The sequence below is a fragment of the Phycicoccus elongatus Lp2 genome, assembly GCF_000367525.1.
Classification (GTDB): domain Bacteria; phylum Actinomycetota; class Actinomycetes; order Actinomycetales; family Dermatophilaceae; genus Phycicoccus_A; species Phycicoccus_A elongatus.
The window spans coordinates 2,254,508-2,259,842 of sequence record NZ_HF570956.1 but is presented as its reverse complement, the minus strand read 5'-3'; the positions used below and the strand labels follow the sequence as shown (position 1 = coordinate 2,259,842).

Genomic DNA, 5,335 nt, shown 5'->3' with positions numbered 1-5,335 from the left:
AGTCGGCGGCGGAGGCCGCCGCGGACTTGGCCGCGTCGACCTGGCCCTGAGAGGGGAAGACCGGATCAGCGCCGGCAGGGGCGACCGTGAGGCCGATGGCGAGGCCGATCGTGAGGGCACCGACCGCACCGCGAGGCACGCGGGGTCGCCGAGGGCGCAGCGGGCGCACTCGCACGGCGGAATCCAACACGTCAGGCCTTTGGTCGCAGGGGTCGATTCAAGGTCGGCCGGACGAGAATATGGCGGGAATTCACCTCAATTCACTTGTGTCACAGAGAACGCCAACAGACACATGGCATTTCAGAAATCACACGATTGTCTTTTCGAAATGACACCAATGTGTTTATCCAGATGCGCCCCGAATCACACCGATGTCAGAACACAGAGTCACGGTTTGGTCACGAAATGGCCGTGAGTCGTGTGACTGGTGTGACCAGCTGCCGTCCACCGGGCAACGAAAAGGTCCCGGACCGCGACACCTGGACGATGTCGCGGCCCGGGACCGCTGAGCCTCCTGTCGGAATCGAACCGACGACCTATTCATTACGAGTGAATCGCTCTGGCCGACTGAGCTAAGGAGGCGTGCGCTCGTGGGCGCCGCACGAGTATACGTGCGGCACGGGCGTGCCGATCAAATCGGGTCAGCAGCGCAGGTCGGCTGCGGGCACGACCCCGTCGATGAACCAGTTGTCGACGGCATCGTCGACACACTGGTTCGAGCGGGTGTATGCCGTGTGGCCGTCCCCGTCGTAGGTGATCAACGTCCCCTTCTCGAGCTGATCGGCCAGGCCCACCGCCCACTCGTAGGGCGTCGCGGGGTCACGGGTCGTCCCGATGACCACGATCGGTCCGGAGCCAGCAGCCGTGATGGGGGCCGGGTCCGGCGGCGGCGTGCCGTCGGGCTGCGGCCAGGTCGCGCAGACGAGGGAACCCCACGCCATGAACGGCCCCCACAGGGGCGCTTGAGCGGTGAGCCGCTGCTGTTGGGCCACCCGTTCCTCGGCGCCGGCGGGCTCGGGCTTGTCCAGGCAGTTCACGGCCCAGAGCGCCTGCATGAGATTGGTCGAGTAGGTGCCACCCGGATTGCGATCGGCGTAGCGATCCGCGAGGTCCATGAGTCCCGAGCCGTCGCCCCGGGTGGCCTGCGTGAGGGCTTGGCTGAGCTGGTCCCACATGCCCTGGTCGTACATCGCGGCCGCCACGCCGTAGGAGGCCCATCCCTCGGTGACCGCGGGCACCGACCGGTCCCCCGTCACCGTCAGTGGCTTGCTGTCCAGCTCGCGCAAGAGGTCACCCAGCCCTGACATCACCGCCGTGGCGTCCCCGGGAAAGGGGCATCCCTGCTCAGCCGCGCACGCCTCTGCCCACGCCAGGGTGGCACGCTCGAAGCCGACCGCCTGCCCGAGGTTGAGCCGCTCGCTGGTCAGGGTCGGGTCGATGGCGCCGTCGAGCACCAGGCGTCCGACGTGCTCGGGGAACAACCCGGCATACACCGCGCCCAGGTAGGTGCCATAGGACTTGCCCAGGTAGGTGAGCTTGGCGTCGCCCAAACGGGAGCGAAGGATGTCCATGTCCTTGGCCGCCTCGGCCGTCGACACATGCAGCAGGAGGGGATTGTCCTTCGCGGCGCACGCCTCTCCGAAGCCAGCGGCCGTGGCCACGGCTGCTGCCCGCTCGGCATCGGTGTCGGGGGTGGGGTCCTGCGCCATGAAGGCGTCCAGTTGCGCCCCGTCGAGACACTCGATGGGCGCCGATCGCCCGACGCCACGCGGGTCGAAGCCGACGACGTCGTACTTGCGATGCACGGGGGCGGTGACCACGGCGCCAAAGGCCGCAGCCCTCGCGTAGTCCACGCCCGACCCGCCGGGCCCTCCGGGATTGACAACGAGAGCACCCAGCCGCGAGCCCGAGGTCGCCGGCACCATGAGAACGGCGAGTTCGATCGTCGCGCCGTCGGGCTCGGCATAGTCGATCGGCACCTCGAGTTGCGCACACAGCCCACCGGAGCACTTGGCCCACGTGAGCTGCTGGGCGTAGAAGCGCTCGGTGCCCGGCATCGCCGCGGGCGGCGCCTCAGCCGGCACGTCCGGCCGCTCCGTCGGCGAGATGGCGCCGCGCAGGTCATTGATGACCGAGCAGCCGGCCAGTGCGGTGGCCGACAGGAGGGCGGCCACCGCGAGCAGAGAGAAGCGACGCATGCGGTCAGCCTAGGTCGCCCACTCGTATGCCGGGGGCTCGACTCAGCGAGGCAGCCGCAGGTCCAGGGCCATCGCCTCGAGCGCCAGCAGGGGCGCGGCGTTGTGGGCAATCCGCTCGCGCGCAGTGCCGATCGACTCCATGGCGAGCAGCAACCGCTCATCGGAGAGTGACTGGGCGACCTGTTCGACGACAGCGCGCGAGTCCTCGTTGATGAGCGGAGAGCGGCCTCTCGAGCGCAGGACGAGCGCATCGCGATAGACCGAGAAGAGGTCGACGAGGGCGCGGTCGATCATGTCCCGGGCCAGGCGCGTCGCCCGCGACTTCTGCTCCTTCTCCAACTGGTTGATCTGCGAGCGGACGTGCGGTGGTTGGGTGCGCGCTGCCGGGTCCGCCCCCAGGGTCTCGAGCAGCCGGCGCAACTCGGACGCATTGCGTTCGGCGGCGCTGGCACCCGACTCCTCGGTCGCGATCTTGTGCCAGTCCGCCGCCGCGTCGATCGCATCCCCGACGTCGCGGATCCGGGCGGCGCGCGTGATCGTGTCATGACGCCGGATCCGGGCGTCCTCGTCGCGCGCCAGGCGGCGAGCCATCCCGATGTGCGACTGGGCGGCGCGCGCGGCATACCTGGCCATGGCCGGCTCCACGCCGTCACGCCGCTCGAGCAGGCCGGCGACCGCCTCGACGGAGGGCGTGCGCAGCCGGACGTGACGCGAGCGGGAGCGGATCGTGATCATGACGTCCTCGACCGAGGGAGCGCACAACATCCAGACGGTGCGCGGCACGGGCTCCTCGAGGGCCTTGAGGAGGGCGTTGGCCGGGGCCTCGGAGTAGGCGCTGAGCCGGTCGGCGTCCTCGATGATGATGATGCGCCAACGGCCGACGCTCGGGCGCATCGCCGCGAGCTGGACGAGGTCACGCACGTCGTCGACCTTGATCGACAGTCCCTCGGTGGCCACGACCTCGACATCGGCGTGGGTGCCCTCGAGGGCGGTGCGGCACTCGCGGCACTGACCACAGCCCTGCTCCGGGCAGAGCAGCGCTGCCGCGAAGGCACGCGCCGCCGTCGAGCGGCCCGAACCCGGCGGCCCGGTGAAGAGCCATGCGTGGGTCATGGCGGCCGGATCGGCAACGGCCTGGGACAAGGTGGTGACGGTCGGCTCCTGGCCCACGAGGTCGGCCCAGATCGGGCGGACCGCGGTGGGGGCCGCTGCGGCGTCACTCATGCCGGGAGCCAACCGCGGACTGTGCACGCGCGATGGATCTCGCGGTGGATCTCCTCCGGTGGCCAGGTGCCGTCGACGACGAGATACCGCTCGGGGTGGCCGGCCGCCATCGCGAGGAAGTGCTGGCGGACCGCCTCGTGATAGTCGTCGGCCTCGGCCTCCAGGCGGTCGTGCACGGCGCCCCGGCGCCGGCGGCCCTCCTCGGCCGGGATGTCGACGACGACGGTCAGGTCCGGCATGAGACCGTCGACGGCCCAGGACTGGATCTGGTGCACCTCGTCGGCGCCCAGGTCGCGGCCCGCTCCCTGGTAGGCGACCGAGGAGTCGACATAGCGGTCACAGATGACGACCTGGCCGGCGGTCAGCGCGGGCCGGATCAGCAGGTCGGCATGATGCGCCTTGTCGGCGGCGAAGAGCAGCGCCTCGGCCCGCGGCGACACGTGGTCACCGTGGAGCAAGAGCTCGCGGATCTGGGCACCCAAATCGGTGCCGCCGGGCTGACGGGTGCGCACGACCTCGCGGCCGACGTGCTCGAAGGCATCGGCGAGCAGCGCCACCTGGGTGGACTTGCCGGCGCCGTCGCCGCCCTCGAAGGCGATGAAGATCCCCACACCGGTCATGAGCGCGAGCCTAGTCGCGACCGCTGACGCCCAACTCGGCCGCGATGACGGCGTCGTAGGTGCTCTCCTCGTCGCTGCCCAGACGCACCCGCCAACCCTCGTCCGCGGCCGGCGTCACGGACTCGACGGCGGTGTCGAACTCGATCCGTTCGCGCAGCCCGTGGGTGCGCGCGAAGTCGGTCAGGTATGGACGCCGACTCGTCCATCGGGGTGAAGGGATTGTCGATGTCCCAGAGACCGCCGACGCGCGAATGCCGCTCGACGTGGTCGTGCGTCAGCCTCCGCTCAGCGAGTCGACGGGCCGTCGCCAGGCCGGCCGGGCCGGCACCGATGACCAGGGTGCGGGGCGCGCTCACGGTGCCGAACCTCGTTGGTCCGGACGTGGGCGCCACCTCGTATCCAGTGCATCCGCTCAGTCGTGGCGGGCGGCGTTGGCGTGGATCGCGTCGTGGACGTACTGCGCCAGGCCGGGCTCGATGTCCTCGTAGGTCGTGGTGAACCTCGGGTCGGCGACATACATGTCGGCCAGCTCGCGATGGAAGTCGTAGGACACGTCGTAGAACCGCTCGTGGATGTGGAGGCGGTGCTGCTCTGCGGCGGCCATCGCCTCGGGTGACCCCGCGGCATACCCGGCCTGCTTGGCGGTGACGAAGGCGGCGTTGACGGCGTCGCCCTCGGCCTTGACCTCCTCCCAGTCGGCCTTGGTGTAGCCCTTGGTGCGCGAGGCCGACTGCTTCCACGCGTCGGTCTCGCCCCAGCGTTCTTGCGCCTCGGTCTGGTACTCCTCGTTGAAGCCGTCGCCGAAGATCGCCTTGAGGTCGTCATTGGTGGCGGGTGTCTGCGTCATTTCTCTCTCCAGTGCTGCATCAATGGCGTCGACGAGCCGGTCGAGCTCGCCGATCCTGGTCATGACCGCGTCCCGTTGGCGACGCAGGTGGGCCGTGGCGTCCTCGTCCCCGTCGAGCAGGTCGGCGATGTCCTCGAGGGCGAAGCCGAGCCGCCGATAGGTGACGATGCGCGCCAGGCGCTCCATGTCGTCGCGGGTGTAGAGCCGGTAGCCCGCGTGGGTGCGCTCGCTCGGGGTGAGCAGACCGACGGTGTCATAGTGGTGCAGGGTCCGGACGGTGATCCCGAACTCCTCCGCCACCTGACCGACGGTCATCGCCTCCATGCGGGCAGTGTGCTGGCTCGTCGTGGTCATGTCACCACCGTCGCGTCTGACGTCGCGTGAGGGTCAAACCCGTTTTGGCTGGCCTCCCTCCCATTTCCCAACCCAGTTCGTATGCCGCGGCC

Annotated in this window: 4 protein-coding genes, 1 tRNA gene and 1 pseudogene; all 6 read right to left on the bottom strand. The window is 69.6% G+C overall.

Features of this window, described 5'->3' with window-relative positions:
- Positions 1–508 precede the first annotated feature (508 nt).
- The 6 genes and pseudogenes from BN10_RS10930 to BN10_RS10910 all read right to left on the bottom strand — a co-directional run bounded on the left by BN10_RS10930 (position 509) and on the right by BN10_RS10910 (position 5,243).
- Positions 509–582, bottom strand: a tRNA-Thr gene (locus BN10_RS10930).
- Positions 583–641: 59 nt separating this feature from the next.
- Complete coding sequence (locus BN10_RS10925) at positions 642–2,198, bottom strand: alpha/beta hydrolase (RefSeq protein ID WP_010851305.1); 1,557 nt, start codon at positions 2,196–2,198, stop codon at positions 642–644.
- A 42-nt stretch (positions 2,199–2,240) separates the two neighbouring features.
- Positions 2,241–3,422, bottom strand: a complete 1,182-nt coding sequence (locus tag BN10_RS10920; RefSeq protein WP_010851304.1) for a DNA polymerase III subunit delta' — start codon at positions 3,420–3,422, stop codon at positions 2,241–2,243.
- Positions 3,419–4,042 carry a dTMP kinase gene (gene tmk, locus BN10_RS10915; protein ID WP_010851303.1) on the bottom strand — a complete coding sequence of 208 codons (624 nt, stop codon included), beginning with the start codon at positions 4,040–4,042 and terminating at the stop codon, positions 3,419–3,421. Before tmk ends, BN10_RS10920 begins: the two co-directional genes overlap by 4 nt.
- A gap of 242 nt (positions 4,043–4,284) precedes the next feature.
- Positions 4,285–4,398 (bottom strand): annotated as a pseudogene (locus tag BN10_RS17815) (NAD(P)-binding protein); the annotation flags it as partial.
- A 56-nt stretch (positions 4,399–4,454) separates the two neighbouring features.
- Complete coding sequence (locus tag BN10_RS10910; protein WP_010851301.1) at positions 4,455–5,243, bottom strand: MerR family transcriptional regulator; 789 nt, start codon at positions 5,241–5,243, stop codon at positions 4,455–4,457.
- Positions 5,244–5,335 lie beyond the last annotated feature (92 nt).

Coding starts and splice junctions, on each gene's coding strand:
- BN10_RS10925 (WP_010851305.1), bottom strand. CDS start 2,198: ATGCGTCGCTTCTCTCTGCTCGCGGTGGCCGCCCTCCTGTCGGCCACC.
- BN10_RS10910 (WP_010851301.1), bottom strand. CDS start 5,243: ATGACCACGACGAGCCAGCACACTGCCCGCATGGAGGCGATGACCGTC.
- tmk (WP_010851303.1), bottom strand. CDS start 4,042: ATGACCGGTGTGGGGATCTTCATCGCCTTCGAGGGCGGCGACGGCGCC.
- BN10_RS10920 (WP_010851304.1), bottom strand. CDS start 3,422: ATGAGTGACGCCGCAGCGGCCCCCACCGCGGTCCGCCCGATCTGGGCC.